A 19,518-nucleotide genomic window follows, 5' to 3' on the forward strand; every position below is an offset into this window, starting at 1 on the left:
ATTATTTGGGCTGTTTTTTGGCTCGAAAGTCCCGTCTTGCCAGTTTTCAGATGGTGCTTCGGCAATGTTCAAGTGGGTATTTAGCTCACAGTTGGTTTTATAAATTTACGAGGACGAGACGCGTCGTATATATGCGCCGTATATAACTGTGCCCCTTTAAACGGCTCGGGTAAAAATGTGGCAAACTTGAGTGTGTATCGGACATTGCGGACACACCTTCGCAATGAGATAAACGTCGAAGACGCCTCATGCGCCGACGTTTCGACCGCGATTAGCGGTAACCGTCAGGATTTCCGCCCCTAGAGGGCGAGGCCGAGGGCTGGCCCGGTGTGGGACCGTGCCCTCACAAATGGAGAATTGTGACCACTGAGAATGCCTCTTCGGCACCTTCAGCGCCTGCAGCGTCATTGCTGTTCCAGCAGCCTGCGTTCCAGGCTCCCGTTTTTCACGCACCTGTCGAGCAACCCGCCCCGGCTCGTTCGTCGCGCTCGCAGTCTCGTTCAAACGACGAGGCCCCTGCGGAAACCCCCACGCGTGAAAAGCGTTCTCGTAAGACTCGTAAGACCGCAAAGGCTGATGCCGATACCGGTGAAGCCCAGGTTGAAGAGGCAACTGATTCTGCAGAAGCCTCTCAAGCTCCTGATACGAAACGCGCGCGTCGTCGTACCAAGTCGAATGACACGGTTCAGACAGATGCGGACAAAGGTGAAGAGGCCCAGGCGGAAGACGCTGCATCGTCGGATGCTACGCAGTTAGAAGACGATGGGGAAGAGACCTCAACGCGCCGTCGTCGCCGTCGTCGCACACGTTCCACCGCGTCCGACGATGGTGACGTTAACGACCAGGTGAAGGCTCTCAAGGGGTCGACTCGTCTGGAAGCGAAGAAGCAGCGTCGCAAGGAAGGCCGTCGTGAAGGTCGCCGTCGCCACGGTATTACTGAGTCGGAGTTCCTGGCTCGTCGCGAGTCCGTGAATCGTCAGATGGTGATCCGAGATCATGATGGTCTGGATCAGATCGCGATCCTCGAAGATGATCTGCTGGTGGAGCACTACGTTGCTCGTCGCACCCAGAAGTCGATGGTCGGCAACATCTACCTCGGTCGCGTGCAGAATGTGTTGCCCTCGATGGAAGCCGCATTCGTTGATATTGGCCGTGGTCGTAACGCCGTCCTCTATGCCGGTGAAGTGAACTGGGATGCCGTTGGTCTTGAAGGCAAGCCGCGTCGCATCGAGTCTGCTCTGAAGTCGGGTGACCCGGTTTTGGTCCAAGTGACCAAGGATCCGATCGGCCATAAGGGCGCGCGTCTGACCAGTCAGATCACGCTGGCGGGACGTTACCTGGTGCTGATCCCGAACGGCTCCATGATGGGTATCTCGCGCAAGTTGCCCGATCGTGAGCGCACCCGTCTGAAGAAGATCTTGAAGCAGGTTGTTCCCACCGGTTCGGGCGTCATCGTACGTACCGCAGCTGAAGGTGCAACCGAAGAACAGATTCGTGACGATGTCGCACGCTTGAGCGCGCAGTGGGCGTCAATCGAAGAACAGCAGAAGAATACGAAGACCGCTCCGACGCTGTTGCGTGGCGAACCCGAGCTTGCTGTCCGCGTTGTCCGCGATATCTTCAACGAAGACTTCTCTAAGCTTGTGATTGAAGGAAATGAAACCTTCGAAACCGTCAAGTCTTACGTGGATGAACTTTCACCGGAACTGTCTGACCGCGTCGAAAAGTGGGTGGGCACCGATAACGTGTTTGCTGCTCACCGCATTGACGAGCAACTGTCGAAGGGTATGGACCGCAAGGTCTGGTTGCCGTCGGGAGGCACGCTCATCATTGATCGTACGGAAGCGATGACGGTCATTGACGTCAACACCGGTAAGTTCATTGGCGCCGGTGGCACGCTGGAAGAAACCGTGACGCACAACAACCTTGAGGCTGCCGAAGAGATCGTTCGTCAGCTGCGTCTACGTGATATCGGTGGCATCATCATCGTCGACTTCGTTGACATGGTGCTCGAATCCAACCGCGATCTGGTTCTTCGCCGTCTGGTCGAGTGCTTGGGTCGTGATCGTACGCGTCACCAGGTCACAGAGATTACTTCTCTCGGTTTGGTGCAGATGACGCGTAAGCGCGTGGGTGAGGGCCTCGTCGAAGCTTTCTCAACCCCGTGCGAAGCGTGTGAAGGCCGTGGCTTCATCGTTCACGAGCATCCGGTTGAGCTCTCGGGCTCGCAGTACCACACGGGGTCTGCTCCGAAGTCGAATAAGCGCAAGAAGGCTGAGCGCATCGAAGACTCCGCCGAGCACGAAAAGGCCAAGCAGGCCCTGTCCGCTATCGCCGCCGCATCGCGCAAGTCTGATGAATCCGACGCGTCTGCCTCCGCTGATTCTCCGGTCAACGAGGCCGCCTCCGCGGGTGAGAAATCTGCTCCCGAATCAAAGGGTGCTAAGGGACGCAAGCGTGTGCACGAAAAGGCCGGTTCGACCGTCGCTGACTCTGCTTCACCTGCTGTTGAAACGGGCGAAAGTGAACAGGAACAGCCTGTGAAGAAGCGTCGTCCGCGTCGCGCAGTCCGCGTGTCGTCAGAAGAAACACTCTCCTCTTCGACTGAGGCTGAAAAGAGCGAATCGAAAGCTGATGCCACCGCTCAGGTCACACCGGTTGAGTCCGGTTCCGCGGGCCAGACAGACAATAAGTCTGAAAAGACTGCGCGGCCTCGTCACCGTCGTAGGGCAGTCTTGATGGATTCTGCCCAGCCGGATGTGAGCGAGCCCATAGCACATGCTACGCCGGCGAACGAGCCTGAAGCTCAGAAGGCAAGCGGGTCCAAGACTCGCGCGCGATCGGCGTCGGCTCACTTAGCACCGTCCGCATCTACGCCTCGAAAGACGCGCAGGCGTGTTGTCACCACACCAAGCGTTGAACCGGAAAAGACGGCTCCCGCTCTGGTGTTGGACTTGCCCGCTAGGGTAGAGGCTCGCGCAACAGTGATTGCCCCCACGATGACAACGGATGCGTTGGCTTTACCTGAAGCCTCCACGTCTAGCGCTTCCAAGCCGAAGCGTCGTCGTCGCGTCGCCACCCAAAGCGGCGACGCGACTGCCTGATTTATCTAAACTAGGGTGACTCGGCGTGTCGCCAAAAGTTGCAGGGTGTGGAATCGCACAGCGTAAAACCCCTGTTTTTGGCTCATCCAAGTTGCCCTCAGATAGGCAAATCAGCTAAATTTGATCGTCGGCGCGACCAGCGCCAGCGGGATAAATATTGAAACGCTGTTCAAGCGAATCCCGTTCCGTATATCTAGAAGAGATGAGCTACACGTGGTCTACGCGATCGTCAAGGCCGGCGGCCGTCAGGAGAAGGTCTCCGTCGGTGACGTCGTCGTCGTCGACAAGGTTTCCGAAGAAATCGGTTCCAGCATCGAGCTTCAGCCGCTGATGCTGGTTGATGGCGATGCCATCACCGTCGATGCTGCCAAGCTTGGCAAGGTCACCGTCAAAGCAGAAATTGTGGACGCAACTAAGGGTCCGAAGATTTCCATCATCAAGTACAAGAATAAGTCGGGCTACCGTAAGCGCCAGGGACACCGTCAGAAGCTGTCGGTTGTCAAGATCACTGAGATCGCCTGACCTGAGACCGATTCGAGCAGAAAGTAGTTTCTGATGGCACATAAGAAGGGCCTTGGTTCCTCCCGTAACGGCCGCGACTCGAACGCTCAGCGACTGGGCGTTAAGCGCTACGGCGGTCAGCTTGTGAACGCAGGCGAGATTATCGTTCGCCAGCGTGGCACTCACTTCCATCCGGGCGACGGCGTTGGTCGTGGCAAGGATGACACCCTCTTCGCCCTGCGTGCAGGCGCCGTTGAATTCGGTGTGAAGCGCGACCGTAAGGTTGTCAACGTCGTTGAGCCGGTCTCTGCCTGAGACCGATCGCTTGAAGGGGGCGTCCGGCACATGCCGGGCGCCCTTTTCACATAGCTTTGATGTGCAGAGGTTTGTGCACAGATCCTCGGATCGCTTTAAGGAGACGAAATGGCAGACTTCATTGATCGCGTGACAATCCATGCTGCTGGTGGCAATGGCGGTAACGGTGTTGCCTCGATTAAGCGTGAGAAGTTCAAGCCTCTCGCTGGCCCAGATGGCGGCGACGGCGGCAATGGCGGTTCCGTCATCCTCGAAGTTGATCCGCAGGTGACGACGCTCCTGACGTATCACCGTGGTCCACACCAGAAGGCGAGTAACGGTACGCCCGGCATGGGTGACTTCCGTCAGGGTAAGAACGGCGAAGACATTATTCTTCCCGTTCCCGACGGCACGGTTGTGAAGTCCCCGTCCGGTGAGTTGCTTGCTGACCTCACTGGTGCAGGCGAGCGTTTCATTGTTGCTGAAGGTGGCCGAGGTGGCCTAGGTAATGCTGCGCTTGCTTCGAAGGCACGTAAGGCTCCTGGCTTCGCTCTGCTGGGGGAGCCCGGCGAAGAACGCGATGTTGTGCTTGAACTGAAGTCGGTCGCAGACGTTGCTTTGGTCGGTTTCCCGTCGGCTGGTAAGTCGTCGATTATCGCTGCGATGTCGTCTGCCCGCCCGAAGATTGCGGACTACCCGTTCACTACGCTGATCCCGAACCTTGGTGTTGTGCAGGCTGGCGATGAACGCTACACGATTGCTGACGTTCCCGGTCTGATTCCTGGCGCTTCTTCCGGTAAGGGCCTCGGCCTTGACTTCCTGCGTCACATTGAACGCTGTGGTGTGATTGTGCACGTGCTGGACACCGCCGCCTACGAATCCGAGCGTGAACCCCTGTCTGACCTGAAGACAATTGAAGCTGAACTGGCCGCCTATCAGGGCGATCTTGGCCAGATTGAAGGCTACGTTCCACTGATGGAACGCCCGCGTGTCATCGTCCTCAATAAGGTCGATGTGCCGGACGGTCGCGACTTGGCAGAGATTACGCGCCCCGAACTCGAGCAGTTCGGCTGGCCGATCCACGAGGTTTCTGCCGTCACGCACGAGGGCTTGAAGGAACTGTCCTTCACGCTGGCCGCCCTGGTGAAGAAGCACCGCGAATCCCTGCCTGAACGCGAAGCGCGGCCGGTTATTCGTCCGAAGGCTGTCGGGTCGCGTGACACCGTCACTGTTGGACGCGTCCAGATGGATGGTGAAGAGGTCTTCCAAGTTCGTGGTGATAAGCCTGAACGCTGGGTTCGCCAGACTGACTTTGCGAATGACGAGGCGATCGGCTACTTGGCTGACCGTCTTGCTGCCGCAGGCGTTGAAGACCAGTTGATGAAGGCCGGTGCCTTCGCCGGAGATACCGTCGTCATTGGTCCGCTGGATACCGGCATTGTCTTCGATTGGGAACCGACGCTTACCACCGGTCCGGAACTGCTGGGACAGCGTGGCACTGACGTGCGTATTAACCAGTCGGCTCGCCCGACGCGTAAGCAGAAGCGCGAGATCCACCATCAGGTGATGGACGCGAAGACTGCGGCGCGTGAAGAACTATGGACCGAACGCCAGAAGGGCGTGTGGACCGACCCACATAGCGAAAACTGAACCACTTATCCCTAAGGCAAGGACTCGAAGTGACTCCTTCGTGTGACGGCCGTATCAACGATGCGAACCGTATTGTCGTCAAAATTGGATCCTCGTCGCTGAGCCGCGATGATGGTGGCCTGGATCTGAACCGTATTGATTCCGTAGCGCGCTTGGTCTCGAAGTGGAAGACGCCGGGTAAAGAGATCATCATTGTCTCTTCCGGTGCGGTTGCAGCGGGTCTGGATCCGCTGGGCTTCAATTCGCGTCCGCGCGATCTGGCAAGCGTTCAGGCTGCTGCCGCGATGGGGCAGGGGCTCCTGGTTGCTCGCTGGACGGCAGCATTTCAGGCGCACCACCTTGATGTCGCTCAGTTGCTGCTCACCACTGAAGACGTCATGCGTCGCGAACACTACACGAACGTGCGTTCTGCGCTTGATCGCCTGCTCAGCTGTGGCGTTGTTCCGATTATTAACGAGAATGATGCGGTCACTACTCGCGAGCTTCGCTTTGGCGACAATGACCGTCTGGCCTCGTATGTGGCGCAGATGGTTGCAGCCGACGCGCTGATCCTGCTGACCGATGTTGATGGGCTGTATACCGCGCCTCCCAGCCATCCGGGTTCGCAGCTCATTCGCGAGGTTCATTCGACCGACGACCTACATGCTGTCTTGGTGACGGGCTCGGGATCAAAGGTGGGCACCGGAGGCATGGTGACGAAGGTTCAGGCTGCGACGATGGCTGCGACCTCCGGCATTGGGGTGGTCTTGACTAGCGCGGATGAACTGGGGACTGCACTGTCGGGGAGCGCGACGGGTACATGGTTCGCTCCTTCATCGGTTCGTCCGGCATCACGTCGCCTCTGGATTGCTCATGTTGCTCATTCTCGTGGCGAAATCATCGTCGACGAGGGGGCGGGTCGTGCAATCACCGCAGGCAAGAAGTCTTTGCTGGCTGCCGGCGTTGTTCGCATCATCGGACACTTTGATTTAGGCGATGTTGTAGATATTGCTGGCCCAGCTGGCCTGTTGGCGCGAGGCATCGTCTCCTACGACTCCGATGAGGTCGCACACATGGCGGGCTTGTCTGCTGAAGATCTGCGTCTTTCGGGTTGGGAGCATCCGCGCCCGATCGTGCATCGCGACGACTTGGCACCGCTGGTCTAGTACTGCTCAGCGCTCCAACCTGTGGGAAAATGGGGACATGACTGACCAGATTCCTGATATTTCAGATCTGACTACGGTTGCGCGCACGGCCTCCTTGTCGCTCGCCGTGGCGACAGCTGGTGTGAAGAATCGCGCGCTGGAAGCAATTGCGATTGCCCTTGAAGAACGGTCCCGCGAAATCTTGTCTGCGAACCAGCTGGATTTACTGCGAGGTCGCGAAAACGACATGTCCGCTGGGCTCTTGGATCGTTTGGCGTTGGACCAGTCGCGTATCGCGTCAATTGCTGATTCTGTTCGCGAGGTCGCCAGCTTGCCGGATCCGGTCGGCCAGATCCTCCGTGGAACCGTGAATGAGCTGGGTCTTCGTATCCGTCAGGTGCGCGTGCCTATGGGCGTTGTCGCAGTGATTTACGAAGCTCGTCCGAATGTGACGATTGATGCGACAGTGCTTGGCCTGAAGTCCGGTAACGCGGTTATTCTGCGCGGTGGTAGCGCGGCGTTTAACTCGAATCAGGCGATCATCACCGTGATGCGTGATGCTCTTGAAAGCGTTGATCTGCCCGCTGATTTAGTTCAGACGGTTGACCATCTGGGACGTCCTGGTGTGACGGCTTTGATGCGTGCTCGTGGTGGCATCGATGTGCTGATTCCTCGCGGTGGTGCGGGCTTGATCCAAGCTGTCGTCGAAAACTCGATTGTCCCTGTTATCGAAACAGGCACGGGTAACTGTCACGTTTACGTTGATGAGGGCGCAGACCTGGAAGCTGCTGAACGCATCATTATGAATGCGAAGACTCAGCGTGTGGGTGTCTGCAATGCAGCTGAGACTCTCCTTGTGCACGAAGCCGAAGCCGAGCGTTTCCTGCTGTCAGCGCTGACTCGTTTGGCAACAGCTGGCGTTACTCTGCACTTGGATCCTGCTTCTGCCCAGATTGCTCGTCAGACCCCGTCGATTGACTCCGATATGTGGGTTGAGGCAACCGAAGAAGACTGGGCAACCGAATACCTGTCGATGGATTTGGCTGTGCGGGTTGTCCCCTCGATTGATGAGGCCATCGCCCATATTCGTCGCTACTCAACCGGTCACACTGAAGCGATCTGCACCCGTTCCCTTCAATCCGCGAACCGTTTTCAGACTGAGATTGATTCGGCTGCCATTGCGGTTAACGCGTCGACCCGTTTCACCGACGGTGGCCAGGTTGGATTGGGCGCAGAGATCGGTATCTCGACTCAGAAGCTTCATGCTCGGGGTCCGATGGGCTTGGCTGAACTGACGACAACGCGGTGGATTATTGAAGGCGATGGGACGGTTCGTCCATGAGCGACCAGACTTGCGCGCAGGCCAGTAGCGTCGATGGTGTCGAGGCGCCCGATGATGCTCTGACCACCAGTGCAGCTAAAGAGTTTTCAGCCGGTCGGCCTCGTCGATCCATCGGGATCATGGGTGGAACTTTCGACCCCATTCACCACGGCCACCTTGTCGCGGCGTCGGAAGTGATGGAAGTCTTCCAACTTGACCAGGTTGTGTTCGTCCCCGCGGCGATGCAACCGTTCAAGGCCGGGCGCAAGGTGACCAGCGCCGAACACCGCTATCTGATGACGGTTGTTGCCACGGCATCGAACCCGCGTTTTACCGTGTCTCGTGTCGATATTGACCGTGGTGGGACAACGTACACGATCGATACGCTGACCGATCTTGCGGCGCAATACCCGGAGGATACGGACTTCTACTTCATTACGGGCGCAGATGCTCTGGAACAGATCGCCCAGTGGAAGGACGCGGATAAACTGTTCGAAATGGCGCATTTCGTCGGCGTTACTCGTCCAGGACATCAATTGGATGCGTCGGGTTTGCCTAGTAATTCGGTGTCGTTGGTGGAGGTCCCAGCAATGGCGATCTCGTCAACGGACTGCCGTAAGCGCGTTGAAGGTGGGCATCCGGTCTGGTATTTAGTGCCCGACGGTGTTGTCCAGTACATCAAGAAATACGACCTGTACACGGATCAGTGACGGGCATAGAATCCGCCGATTGTTGGCGTGAAGAGAGGGAAAACCACGTGAGTGAAGCGCAAAAGGATCTGCGGGACGTCATCGTAGAGGCAGCGATCGACAAGTTGGCGACGGATCCGGTGGCGGTGGACGTGGGGAATCGTCTGGCGTTGGCTGAGTCATTTCTGATTTTTTCTGCTCCTACGGATCGTCAGGTGCGCGCGATCGCTGAAGAAATCATGGATCAGACGGCGAAGCAGCTGGGTGTGAAGCCCGATCGCATCGAGGGGCGTACAGGTGGCACGTGGGTACTGATCGACTACGGTGAGCTGATCTGCCACGTTCTGACCGATGAACAGCGCGAGTTCTACGCTCTGGAAAAGCTCTGGGCAGACGGTAAGGTGACGCACCTTGCTCCCGAGGGAGAGGCCGCACGCGTTGCCGGTTTTGTTGTGGCGCCGGGCACGGTGGGTGCTGGGGTCGGTACTCCGATGTCGGCGGCTGAGGTTGTTGCGTCGATGGGTGATGCACGAGGCATGGACTTAGCGTCAGCGATTGCATCAGGCGCGATGGATTTAGCCGCCGATTCTGACGCTGAGGAAGACTGATCATGACCGAGCCTGCTACTTCTTCACCCGCTACTGTCACCGCACCTGCCAGCGACACTAACTTTGCTGTTGAGACACACGATGACGGCGCGAACCGTATTGTGTTCGTGCGTCACGGACAGACGGACTATAACGTTGAGCGGCGTTTCCAGGGCGTGATTGATCGTCCGTTGAATACTTGTGGTCGTAAGCAGGCTGAGCGCGCTGGCGAGGTTCTAGCGAAGCGTGTCCTGTCACGGAGTGCTCAGGTTGGTGTGAGTGTTGCTTCCCAGACCTCGAATAAGGTTGTGATTGTTTGTTCGCCTCTGTCGCGGGCCTCGGAAACTGCTGAGCTGATGGCTGGAGTGTTTCGTGCCCAGGGCGGCGATGTTGAAGGGCCGATCGTGGATGAGCGCCTGATTGAGCGCAACTACGGCCTGTTTGAGGGACTAACCCTGCCGGAGGCTCGCGAAAAGTATCCGGATTTGGTGGATGCGTGGCGTCAGACGGGCGAGAGTGGCGAGGCGTCAATTGAGCCATCGGATGTTGTGGGGGCGCGCGTGCGGGATGCTACTTTTGAGGCGGCTCGCCAGGCTCCTTCGGATGCGACTGTCATTGTGGTTGCTCACGGTGCAGCAATTTTGCGCGGTCTAATTACCTGCATGGGCTTGAACCCGCTTGAATTTGATGCGATGCGTGGCTTGGATAATTGTCACTGGTCAGAGCTTGTTCGCGTGGGTGGGGGAGGTTCCGGTGCGTCGGGTGCTCCGTCTTTCCGTTTGGCTGCACACAATATTGGATACCGCGAGGATGTGTTGGGCGCGTAAGCATCGCGCATCTGCTTGTCGCGTGGATCCTGTGATCGCGGCTGGTGTGATGGCCTGCACGGGGTTTCGATTTTACGAACCGGCTGGCGTTCCGTTATGCTTAACGGGTCGCAAGTGCGATGAACTGAATACGGGGCTATGGCGCAGTTGGTAGCGCGCTTCCATGGCATGGAAGAGGTCAGGGGTTCGAATCCCCTTAGCTCCACCTGAGGGGGAAGTGTCGAACTCTCGCTTTCGAGCGTAGGTTCGCACTTCCCCCGCTCTGTGTCCGCTGGACAGCGCTTCTTCTAGGTCCTCGAACTCGATGGGTGCCGTGCTGTCGTGGAAGTACGAGGCGATGACGATCTGCTCGCGACCGATGAACACCTTGTCCACGAAGTACTCGAAAAGCTGGTCGCGGGTCTCGGGCGTGTCGATCGTGGCCTGGGCGAAGCGCTCGTAGAACGAGCTAATGGAAGCTTCATCCTCAAAGAGAGGGCGGTTTTGACGTTTTCTGTTTGGATGGCTTGATTGAGATCGCGTTTTTGTTCTTCCAGTGCACGCATGGCTTCGGCAGTGGTGTCATTGAAGATGCCTTGGGATATTGCTTTGACGAAGTTGGCGAGTTGGATTTCTACATCTTAGCGGCGGGTTTCTAGGGCTTTGAGGACTTCATTTCCTTGGCCGTGTCCTTTCCTGTAATGGTCTGCCATGTCTACTGCTAGTGAGGCGAGCATTTCAGGGTCGCTGAGGAAAGACTCAATAATCTCTTCGATGCGCGTTTCGATTTCTCCTTTACTTCTTCAACCAGGCCATTACCGCAGCCAAAATCGCTTCGGTGCCGGTGGGTAGCGTGGGCTGCATAACCGGCCCAAACTTGGGGTTGTGGTTGGGATACTGGGGGTCGCCCTCATTGAAGCCGCCTAAACCCCAGTAAGTATAGGGAATCCCGAAGGCATCAGGGATGGTACTGAAATCTTCCGAGGCCGATACTTCGCCGCAATCACAGACGCGATCCGACCCGAAATGTGCCATAAACGCGTCAGTCACCTTCTGGGTGGTTTCGGCATCATTATTGGTCAGGGGATAGGAGTCGTAAAGCTCAAACTCGGCAGGCGCGGGGGCTCCGGCTGCTTTGCATTCAGCGTTCACCATCCGTTTTATTGCTTCCAATAGGTGTTCGCGCACCTCTATGTCGTAGGCGCGGATATTCAATAGTAAAGTGGCGCGGTCAGGAATGATATTCGACTTGGAACCGGCCTGCAGCGACCCCACGGTCACTACTGCCATCTTGAAGGGGTTGATTTCGCGGGAAACAATGGTTTGCAGCCGCATCACTATCGCAGAGGCGAGCACCACGGGATCTACTCCCATGTGGGGCATGGAGCCGTGCGAACCTTTGCCATGCACAATAATTTTCAAGGAGGCGCCGGTCGAGAGAATAGCGCCGGAATGGGTGCCGACTGAGCCGGAAGCCATGGGCCCGGCGAGCACGTGCTGTGCTAAGGCCACATCGGGGTGCGGAATTTTGTCAACCAAACCGTCTGCAACCATGGACTTTGCGCCCTCGGCGGTTTCCTCGCCAGGCTGGAAGAGGGCGATATAGGTGCCGCTCCACGCCTGCCGGTTTTCGGAAAGTATCCGGGCAGCACCCAGCCCGGCGGTGACGTGAAAGTCATGTCCGCAGGCGTGCATAACCGGGACTTCATTTCCCTGAGCATCCCGACGCGTCACCGTAGAGGCGTAGGAAAACCCGGTGTCCTCTTTCACCGGCAAAGCATCAATGTCGGCGCGGAACAGCGTGGTTTTGCCCTCGCCGTTCTTAAGTACACCCACAACACCGCCACCGATTCTCTGGGTTACGTACCCAAAGTCTTTTAGCTGTTTGTCAATAAAATCGCAGGTTTCGGTCTCTGCCATAGAAAGCTCGGGGTTTTGATGCAACCACAAATAGGTTTCTTCTTGCCACGAACTGAGCGCTGCTACCGCGCCCTCAATATCTAAATCGGTCATATCTTTATTACCCTTTCTTTATTTCCTAAAATCATTGCGCGACCAGGAGCACCAGCTATCCGCTGTAGATGAGTAAGGTGTACCTTACTTTACGCGATAATCCTCAGTTTTATTTTTATCAATTGGTTATTTGAACGTTGAGGTCAGCATGAGAAAAACATAAAAAACATGAAATAACTTAGTGGGTGGCGCGCTTTGCTTGTCGGTAAAAGTACCGGGTTGCTTGCGGTGGGCGTTTTGGCCCTTGAAGGGCGATTTGGATCGAAGGGGCGCTGTGGTTGCTGGGGGTGATTTGGGTTGGGCGTTTATGAAGTGAGGAGGTGAGGGGTGGCATTTTCACCCTCCCGGTACAAAATTACCCTCCCGCGACGTACCTTATGTATTTTGAGTGCGAAGGCGGTGTGGTGCCTCATTTAGTTTGGAACATATGATGTGTCGTTGTCAGGTTTGGAGGGCCTCAAAGCAAACGACCTGACAGCCTCTAGAAAGAGCAGTCTTCGCGATGATGCAACGCTAGAGGTTACAGATAATACGCCGAACATCTTTGTCGACCTGGTAAAGGCTCAGTTCCTGACGATTCGTGTGAAGGTTGACGGTAGCAACATTCCTTCGGTTAACGATCCTTCTGCGGAGAAGACTCTTCCGGAGTCAATTCGTGACCTTGTTGTCACGCTGACTTCACAAGACGGTGAGCAATACAAGTCCAGCGCAGATGCAGCACATTGGGTAAGCGGAGGTGCATACTCAGTTGCGCAGAACTTTGATCTAGAGATGCTTCCACTGGGCACTTACACAGTGTCGATTTCTGGCCTTGACGACCTCGCTAATGATGATCTGAAAGTCAAGGATGATAGCGTGATTCGTGAGGGCGCAACGGTAGAAATCACGGGTAACACTCCAGACCTCTTCATCGAGTTTGAGACTACTGATAACAAGAACTTCGAGCCTGAGTATCAGGATGGTTCTGGTAAGCCTGGTGTGGATTCGACGGTTCCTGGTCCTACGTTTAAGGACAAGGACGGTAAGGAAACCAAGGCTCCTGAGGGTACTAAGTTCACTCCTGGTGAGGGTGCTCCTGAGGGCTCTAAGGTTGATGAGAACACCGGTGAGGTAACCGTTTCGGTTCCTGAAGGTGAGAAGCCGGGCGACAAGATCACGGTTCCAGTAGTTGTAACATACCCGGATGGTTCGACCGACACGGTTGAAGTAACCGTTACCGTCGGAGAACCTGACCCTGCTGATAATGGCAAGGATTCGGATAAGTGCCAGCCTGAATACCCGAATACTACTGGCAAGGTAAATGACAAGACTGAGATTCCTTTGAAGCCCGGCGACCTGCCAGCAGACACTAAGTGTGAGGTTGATCCAAGTAGCGTGCCGTTAGGCTGGAAGGCTTCTGTGGATAAAAACTGCACTTTGACCGTAGAGCCCGGCAAGGATGCAAAACCAGGACAGAAGGCTGACATTAAGGTGAACTTCACCTACCCTGATGGCAGCATTGACACGGTGACTGCCCACTTCGAGATTGCAAAATCTGATGCGATCCAAAAGTCTAAGCTTGCACGCACCAGTGCGCAGGTAGCAGGGTTCGCTGGTATCGCAACCGCAATGGGCGTAGCAGGCCTTGGCCTGGTGCTCGTGCGTCGTCGTCGCGAAGGCGAGGAGAACTAATCGCCTAGCCGACGAAACATCGGCATAACAGTACGGGGGTGAGATCTTAAACGGTCTCACCCCCGTCACTAATTTTCAAACAAAAACTAGAATTTCTGGGCTTATAGGTCATTTCGTGTTGGTTTTTCGTGGACTTTTTGTTGTGTTGGTGGGGGAAAGTCGGGTTTGAAGTCGGTTGAATTCGAGGATGGGAAATCCTCGTTGTTTAGTTTGTGGTGGATCAACACATAAGTGGGGCAAGACTGCTGCTGGTCGAGTCAGGTTTAGGTGTAGTAAGTGTGGAGCGAGTCAGTCGCGTCGCAATGATATTCAAGCGCGGTATTTCGCTGTGTTTTTAGAGTTTGTCACTGGCCGGTTACGCTACCAGGATCTACCTGGTGGGGGTCGTAGTGCTCGGCGCCATTTTGAAATGGTTTTGGCATTTATGGCATAAATGCCCACTGGTGGATGAGGTTCATCATGTGGTGTTTGTAGATGGGATTTATCTAGCCCGTAACGTGGTGGTTTTGATTGCCTGCACTAAAAATCACGTGTTGGGCTGGTATGTGGCCAAAGGCGAGTAATCCGGAGCGTGGCAAGCCTTGTTTGATCGCATCGCCCCACCAGATGTCGTGATCTGCGATGGGGCAGGGGGATCGCTAGCGCCTTACAAGCTAAGTGGCCTACCACCAGGGTGCAAAGGTGTACTTTTCATGCTTTCAGCGCGGTGAAACGTAAAACTATCACGCGTCCTCGCACCCAGGCCGGAGTGGAACTCTACGGGCTAGCAAAGCGTTTACTACACATAAAAACCCCAGCTCAAGCCACCCAATGGTGAGTAGACCTAGCTGCTTGGAACACTACTTACAAGGCCTTCCTAGCCCAAAAAACAAGACTCGAAAACGGGGCCATAGTCCCCACCCACCGGCGGTTAATAGAAGCGCGTAACTCCCTTAACAACCTCGTACGCAAAGGCGCTCTATTTATCTACCTAGACCCCCACCTACACATCCCCACACAACCCGTCCCAGCCACCACCAACCACATTGAAGGCGCCATTAACCCCCAACTAAGACCACTACTGCCCACCCACCGGGGAATGCCTCTCAACCACCGCGTAAAAGCCGTCCTGTGGTGGTGCTACCTACACACTGAAAACCCCGCCACCCCCGCACAAATACTCACCAACACCCACACAGATCAAGAAATCACCCAACTATTCGCAACCGCCCAACACCGCGCCCAAAACAAAAACAACTACAAGGCTGGGGCACAGCCATCAACTGGACCGACCTCCACCACTCCCACCCATGGAAAGAAACCTACTAAACAAAAACCAACACGTTTTGTCCTATAAGCCACCGTTTAGCACCCTGTAAGTAATACAATTACTCGCAGGGTGCTTCTTCGTGTAATAGTTGGTTCACCATGCAACGAAGCTCTAAAAGCGCTGGTCAGAGAGGTTTTTTTGGAGGCTGATGAGCCTGTTGTCACTTGTGTGTCATCTATATAGATTCAAAGGCTCGGATACCAGTTCATTGGCTGTACCATGCGCTCGAATCAGTTATGATGAGGGATAATCTAGTAGTTATCATGGCAAGTTTTCCAAGTTACTTAGCCACGCTTTACCTTGACTAATGCGCAATTGGTACTGTGCCGTGTGCTTAGCAGGAGGGGCTGGATGCCAGAGTTATTAGGTCAACACGAATCGATAGCTCAAGACTTACACAGTCGGATTATTGAACTGTCCAATGGTACCTACTCTGGACCACACGTGGTGGTGCTTCGAGGGGCATCCGGTGTTGGCAAGACGGCAATTATTCAGCGTCTATATGAGTTGCTACGATTGGACAACTTTAATAACCCTTGGCATGGGTATGGTCAGTATTGGCCTGAGCTCAATAGCGTAGACAATAGTTCCAACCCGCTGAGAGATCGAGCATTACTCTCCCCTGAGCTGGATTCCTTTGTTTGGGCGCAGGACACGCTTCCCACGTTTGGATGGTGGTCGTTTAACTGCGAGGAGTTGCGTAATAGTCAAAAAATAGATGTTGTGGCAATGGGAAAAGAGCAGATGGCGACTCATCTGGCACCATTGTCGCTTGCGTGGTGGGAAGCATCGGGAACTCTCGCTCAAATCGGAAGTGTACTCTCAGAAGTAACGACTCGAGTGCGCAAAGATCTACAATCAGATGTTGCAGATTCATTACTTGAATCCTCCCTCGAAGCTCTGAGCATTGGGATACCGCTTCCTGCTACTCTCACATCATGGGTTACTGACATATTACGTTGGGTTGGGAAGAAACGTAAAGACTCCATAAATCTTCACCAAGATGTTTATATGGGAGAACAACAGGTTAAGGCTAAGAAGGATGCCGGTAAAGAACTGGCTGAAGCGATCAAATCCTTAACAGCAAAACGCCTGCCTGGAATTGTTGTTGTTGAAGATATGCACCTTATGGGTTCAGAACTTCGATCTCTATTGAATGCGCTAAGTGAACGCGATAATCAACGGCCCGTCATGGTAATTGGTACTGCCTGGCCTGAGGGGATGACTCAGGATGACTTTATGTTATGGCAATCAGAGATGAAAGCAAAGTCGGACGACCAGATGCGACTCATTGATGTTGACGTGCCGTCATTGCAAGAAGAATCTCTTGTTGAGCTTTTGCTTCGCTACGCCCCAGAAACCTCAGAAGATGTCGCAACAAAAGTGGTGGAGAAACTGAATACCCCTTTGTTCCTTCTACTCTGGATTACAGAACCCAATGTTGCACTAGAAATTCGACTGGCAGGAAACAAAATCCTTCTATCAGATAACTTCAAACTACCAGATAGCGTAGAGCAGGTAGTGGAAAACCGCTGGAATGCCTTGCCAGACGATGTAAGAAATGCCCTGACTACAGCAGTGGCTGGAAATCCATCAAATCCAGATATGGACAAACTGAATCGATTCGTGCCAGCTGTAATTTCAGAAGTCTTTAAGGAAATCTATCAAGTCTCGGAAGAAACCACTAAAGAGGCAATCCAAAAAGCCCGAGATCCCATCGGGTGGTGTAGAGGATCAATCGAAGTGACAAATTTCTCTGATCCCCTGCTGGCTAGGCATGTACGAAAATCCGTACAGGGTTTGTCGACTTTGAAGACGCATATGCGAAGGATTACGCAACAAGCTTGTACAAATTGGCTAGACGAACATCGTGAGCACCTTGACTTACCGAACACTACACAGGTCGAGGCAGTGGTGGACTGGTATCTCAAGTTTGCAGATGACGAATCACCACTTACTTTTGCTGCTGCGCAAATACATGTCGCAAGACGCAACATGGAAGCATACGAGTTTTCCAAGGCAATCGAACACTACAATGCGGCTTTCAACGCGATTGCAGAGGTTGCTGGGGACCGAGACCGTACCATGCTACTCCGACAGATTGCGAGTTGCTATTACGCCATATCTGAGTATAGTGATGCCGAAGCAATCATAATGGAACTGCTTCCTATACAGATTAGGCTGGATGGGCACTCACATCCAGATACCCTGGCCGTCAAACTTCTTCATGCAAGACTATTGATGAGGAGCGGGGATCCGCTAAGAGCGATGCCAGTCTTGCTTCACATCACAGAGATGTTACAGCAACATTTCTTTGGCAAGTCGATTCCAGAGAATGTAATACAAGAGATTTATATTCCGTTGGTAACACTCAAGGGAGATTTGTCCTTTGAAAGTCATGCTAATGACGATGCCATAGAATTTTACGCTCATGGTTCAGAAGCATCAGCGAAGATTTATGGTGAGCGATCCCTGAAAACACTCATTCTTCAGTTGAAACGACTACGCGCAGTACACGCAAAGACTCCCGAAAGTGAAGTCGCTTTCGACCAAGGAACCGAGTTGTTAACAAAAATTCGAGAAGTCAGCGGTGGACAATCGGCTGTGGCCCTTGAAGCAGAATCGAACTTGATTTTTTGGGGATACAAGGCACAACAGATTGAAAATGTAGAGGAAGCGTTTCGAGATTTAGATTTAAGGATTCCCAAGTTAAGAGATTATGCCTCACTTCGAGCAGATACTTATTTGTGGGCCGGGGACATCGCACTTGAAGAGCAGAGATTTGCTGATGCTCAGCATTGGTTTTCAGCTTGCTTGTCCGTGGTAAATGAGCACCACGGAGCTTATGATCCATTAAGCCTGCGTGCAGCACACCAGCTAGGCGTCACATTACTGAAACTCGAGCAATATGACTCTGCGCGGGAGGTTGTTGAGACTTTGACTGAAAATGCGCGCATTGTGGTTGGCCCTACTGGAAGTAGCGCGGTGCGTGCGGAAGTCCTCCTCTCGTTGATTTATCAAATCCTGAGGAGAGATGATGAAGCGATCAAGCGGCTTACTAAACTTCGTGCAGAATTTGTTAGTGATTCGAATGCTGACATCGAACTTGTTGAGTTGGTCGATGCCCGCTTGCGTAAGCTTAACTTGGGGGTGAAATTCACTGACTTTTACCCGCTGGTTCAAATGAAGAACGGGCGGTTTGGACGCCTGAGAGGAACTGGTGTTGACGATGATCCGCTTTGGTTCATTGAAGGTGATAGGGAGTTCCCCGAAATCACCAATCAGTTGATTGTTATTGGGAATACTGAAAATTTTCTTGAGAGAGCCCCGGAACATTGGGCCTATTACCTAAGCGTTCTTAGTCGTGCTTATCTGAATCTGGGATCATGTTACTGGAGGTCAGGCAAGATAGATGAGGCGGACCAGGCATTTGGAGCTGCCGACAAGTGCGTGAATCTGTATTTCTCTAGAGCAAGCAAGACTGGTGATATCCCTCCTGACCCGGAAATGGCTGAGATGGCTTCAAGGAGGGTGGCGCTTTCCATCAACATGGTGGGTATGCTGGTTGCCCTCAATCTAACTTCTGATATGAGAGAGGTGTTTGATAAGAACAGAGAGCGAGCTTTTGGTCTTTTGAGTCAGCTTAATAATGAAACTCAGGAGAACCTTAGGAACGTGAACCTAGAGTTACTCGAGCAGGTTCTAGTTGAACTAATACCTGAATAGAAAAGTAGACATGAGTCAGGAGCAAAAAGTTCATAAAAGCATGTGTCGAGGCTGTTGATGGAAATGTGTTCTAGAGATATGAAAATACGCCATTCTAACTATTACTTGAATTAGAAATAAATTGAAAGTCAATAGTTAGAAATGGCAGTTCTACCTGTTTCGGCAAATTGTTCATAAAACATGGGCGAGATGTAAATGGATTATTGCAGTGTTTACTCCAAGACCCTAATTAACTTATTCGGGATGTTTCAGTGACTGTTGCTGGTTCGATCTTAGTTGACCGGGCATGTACAATTCCCAACTTTGAAAATGCGGTTGAATACCCCAAATCACTAGAGTTAATATACAGGTTGGCTTAGCCCCTATTCCAAAATCTCAAACATGGCATCTAAACTCAACATCAATCTGCCCGTCAGTGGCAACCAGAATCTTCTCGGTGATGAGGTAGAGTAGGGCTTTGTCCCAGTCGAGCACGGGACTGCGGACGAAAAGTTGGGCCTTTGGGTCTGGTTTGGAGTTCGTATGTCTTCTTTGGTTGATGGGTCATGTGCATACGCTGGTGTGGTTCCTCAAGCTACCATTATAGAAGTAATTGACGACGAAGATTCGCGCTACGGGGTGGATTGGCGACAAAGAGGTCGTTATCAAAAGATCGCCAGTAAGATTGCGAAAGAATACGGGTGGCGAGAACCGTGATGATGCCATGTAATTGCATACTCTGCG

The 19,518-nt window shown here is 53.7% G+C and carries 13 protein-coding genes, 1 tRNA gene and 1 pseudogene; 14 read left to right on the forward strand and 1 reads right to left on the reverse strand.

Features of this window, described 5'->3' with window-relative positions:
* Positions 1 to 359 precede the first annotated feature (359 nt).
* The 11 genes from G5S47_RS02995 to G5S47_RS03045 all read left to right on the forward strand — a co-directional run bounded on the left by G5S47_RS02995 (position 360) and on the right by G5S47_RS03045 (position 10,607).
* Positions 360 to 3,104 carry an Rne/Rng family ribonuclease gene (locus tag G5S47_RS02995; RefSeq protein ID WP_219585782.1) on the forward strand — a complete coding sequence of 915 codons (2,745 nt, stop codon included), beginning with the start codon at positions 360 to 362 and terminating at the stop codon, positions 3,102 to 3,104.
* Positions 3,105 to 3,317: 213 nt separating this feature from the next.
* On the forward strand, positions 3,318 to 3,626 hold the full coding sequence (gene rplU, locus G5S47_RS03000) for a 50S ribosomal protein L21 (protein WP_006681643.1): 309 nt from the start codon (positions 3,318 to 3,320) through the stop codon (positions 3,624 to 3,626).
* Between the two features lie 33 nt (positions 3,627 to 3,659).
* Positions 3,660 to 3,920 carry a 50S ribosomal protein L27 gene (rpmA, locus tag G5S47_RS03005; protein WP_006681642.1) on the forward strand — a complete coding sequence of 87 codons (261 nt, stop codon included), beginning with the start codon at positions 3,660 to 3,662 and terminating at the stop codon, positions 3,918 to 3,920.
* 108 nt (positions 3,921 to 4,028) lie between these two features.
* Positions 4,029 to 5,549 carry a GTPase ObgE gene (gene obgE / locus G5S47_RS03010; RefSeq protein ID WP_006681641.1) on the forward strand — a complete coding sequence of 507 codons (1,521 nt, stop codon included), beginning with the start codon at positions 4,029 to 4,031 and terminating at the stop codon, positions 5,547 to 5,549.
* A 29-nt stretch (positions 5,550 to 5,578) separates the two neighbouring features.
* Positions 5,579 to 6,694, forward strand: coding sequence for a glutamate 5-kinase (gene proB / locus G5S47_RS03015; RefSeq protein ID WP_219811054.1), 1,116 nt, complete (start codon positions 5,579 to 5,581; stop codon positions 6,692 to 6,694).
* A 37-nt stretch (positions 6,695 to 6,731) separates the two neighbouring features.
* Positions 6,732 to 8,015, forward strand: coding sequence for a glutamate-5-semialdehyde dehydrogenase (locus G5S47_RS03020; protein ID WP_006681639.1), 1,284 nt, complete (start codon positions 6,732 to 6,734; stop codon positions 8,013 to 8,015).
* Positions 8,012 to 8,704 carry a nicotinate-nucleotide adenylyltransferase gene (gene nadD / locus G5S47_RS03025; RefSeq protein ID WP_103633586.1) on the forward strand — a complete coding sequence of 231 codons (693 nt, stop codon included), beginning with the start codon at positions 8,012 to 8,014 and terminating at the stop codon, positions 8,702 to 8,704. The genes G5S47_RS03020 and nadD overlap by 4 nt, the downstream gene beginning before the upstream one ends.
* 47 nt (positions 8,705 to 8,751) lie before the next feature.
* The gene (rsfS, locus tag G5S47_RS03030; protein WP_103633587.1) at positions 8,752 to 9,291 is read left to right on the forward strand and encodes a ribosome silencing factor; all 540 of its coding nucleotides are present in this window, start codon (positions 8,752 to 8,754) and stop codon (positions 9,289 to 9,291) included.
* Between the two features lie 2 nt (positions 9,292 to 9,293).
* A complete protein-coding gene (locus G5S47_RS03035; protein WP_006681636.1) occupies positions 9,294 to 10,097 on the forward strand; it encodes a histidine phosphatase family protein in 804 nt (267 codons plus the stop codon).
* A gap of 132 nt (positions 10,098 to 10,229) precedes the next feature.
* Positions 10,230 to 10,302, forward strand: a tRNA-Ala gene (locus G5S47_RS03040).
* 116 nt (positions 10,303 to 10,418) lie between these two features.
* Positions 10,419 to 10,607, forward strand: a complete 189-nt coding sequence (locus G5S47_RS03045) for a hypothetical protein (RefSeq protein WP_103633589.1) — start codon at positions 10,419 to 10,421, stop codon at positions 10,605 to 10,607.
* Between the two features lie 264 nt (positions 10,608 to 10,871).
* Here the strand turns inward: G5S47_RS03045 and G5S47_RS03050 are convergent, their stop codons facing one another.
* Positions 10,872 to 12,089, reverse strand: coding sequence for an amidohydrolase (locus G5S47_RS03050; protein ID WP_103633590.1), 1,218 nt, complete (start codon positions 12,087 to 12,089; stop codon positions 10,872 to 10,874).
* Between the two features lie 438 nt (positions 12,090 to 12,527).
* Here G5S47_RS03050 and G5S47_RS03055 point away from each other — a divergent pair, with 438 nt between their 5' ends.
* The 3 genes and pseudogenes from G5S47_RS03055 (at position 12,528) to G5S47_RS03065 (ending at position 18,795) form a co-directional block, all read left to right on the forward strand.
* Complete coding sequence (locus G5S47_RS03055) at positions 12,528 to 13,760, forward strand: YPDG domain-containing protein (protein WP_219585783.1); 1,233 nt, start codon at positions 12,528 to 12,530, stop codon at positions 13,758 to 13,760.
* Positions 13,761 to 13,947: 187 nt separating this feature from the next.
* Positions 13,948 to 15,068: pseudogene (locus tag G5S47_RS03060) on the forward strand (IS1249 family transposase).
* 352 nt (positions 15,069 to 15,420) lie between these two features.
* Positions 15,421 to 18,795 carry a tetratricopeptide repeat protein gene (locus G5S47_RS03065; RefSeq protein WP_219585784.1) on the forward strand — a complete coding sequence of 1,125 codons (3,375 nt, stop codon included), beginning with the start codon at positions 15,421 to 15,423 and terminating at the stop codon, positions 18,793 to 18,795.
* Positions 18,796 to 19,518: the final 723 nt, after the last annotated feature.

The organism is Schaalia turicensis, assembly GCF_019380255.1.
In the GTDB taxonomy this organism is placed as follows: Bacteria; Actinomycetota; Actinomycetes; order Actinomycetales; family Actinomycetaceae; genus Pauljensenia; species Pauljensenia turicensis_A.